Source organism: Butyricimonas sp. RTP31003st1_G1_RTP31003_210430, from assembly GCF_040920905.1.
GTDB lineage: Bacteria > Bacteroidota > Bacteroidia > Bacteroidales > Marinifilaceae > Butyricimonas > Butyricimonas paravirosa.
The window spans coordinates 1-1,370 of sequence record NZ_JBCOSQ010000142.1; the positions used below are offsets into that span (position 1 = coordinate 1).

Here is a 1,370-nt window from a genome sequence, read left to right on the forward strand (position 1 = left end):
AGGTCGCCAGTTTCAACGGCGTGCTACAGTTTAGCTGCAGTCTTTTACCGCTGACTTGGCGTCCCGCCTACGCGCCCTTTAAACCCAATAAATCCGGATAACGCTCGCATCCCCCGTATTACCGCGGCTGCTGGCACGGAGTTAGCCGATGCTTATTCGTCAGGTACTGGCAAGAAGGTACACGTACCTTTTATTCTTCCCTGGCAAAAGAGGTTTACAGGCCATAGACCATTCTTCCCTCACGCGACTTGGCTGGTTCAGGCTCTCGCCCATTGACCAATATTCCTCACTGCTGCCTCCCGTAGGAGTCTGGACCGTGTCTCAGTTCCAGTGTGGGGGACCTTCCTCTCAGAACCCCTAGACATCGTCGGCTTGGTGGGCCGTTACCCCGCCAACTACCTAATGTCGCGCGTGCCCGTCCCGTACCACCGGAATTTTAAATGAAAGATCATGCGATCCTCCAGTGTTATGGGATGTTAGTCCACGTTTCCGCGGGTTATCTCCCGGTACGGGGTTGGTTGCACACGTGTTACTCACCCGTGCGCCGGTCGCCGGCGAAGTATTGCTACTCCCCGCTGCCCCTCGACTTGCATGTGTTAAGCCTGTCGCTAGCGTTCATCCTGAGCCAGGATCAAACTCTTCATGGTAAAGTTATTTACAGAAATTTTGTTCTGGCCGGGTCATGTGTTTCATGAATCTCGACTACCGTCGATTTCGATTCACGCTCGCTACGTTGTTTATTTTCACGTCAATATTGTTAAAGAACTCTTCTTGTCATTTTCATCGCCCTCGCTTTTTCAGGAGCGAAAGCGGATGCAAAGATAAGGCGTTTTTATCTTTCCTTCCAAATCTTTTTCGAAGTTTTTTCAAACTTTTTTTCGAGGGCCTCGTTTAAGGGACTTCCCGCCGTAAAAGATCGTCATCAACACCACCAGAACGCCGCCTCCACGTGAACTCGACTCCCTCTTTCATCCTCCCCCTGTCCCGTTTTAGCGGGTGCAAAGATAAGGTAAACATTTACCCTTTTCCAAACTTTTCAACCACTTTTTTTCAAACTTTTTTAATCGACACTGGAATCCAGACTTTTAGAACGAGAAGAGCCAGGCTAGAACCAACCCGGGAAGCGGGAGGAAACGGGGTAAACCCCCTTCAATACCCGGACAGGCACGCTTCAAGGACACTCACGAACGCCTTTGAAACGTCTTTGATTCGAATGTGATACGTCTTTGAACCCTGCCTTCTCCCTCTCTTCAACGGGAAAACTACGGGAAATGGACTGCCTCACAGCCCTCACACCAGGGTTAGGCCGGGGATCCACTAGGGCATGAACATACCATCTACATACCATGAACTCTCCCCGGAGTTCATGA

At 50.6% G+C, this 1,370-nt stretch carries 1 rRNA gene; it reads right to left on the reverse strand.

The features are described from left to right. A 16S ribosomal RNA gene (locus tag AB5542_RS21270) occupies positions 1 to 647 on the reverse strand; the annotation flags it as partial. Positions 648 to 1,370: the final 723 nt, after the last annotated feature.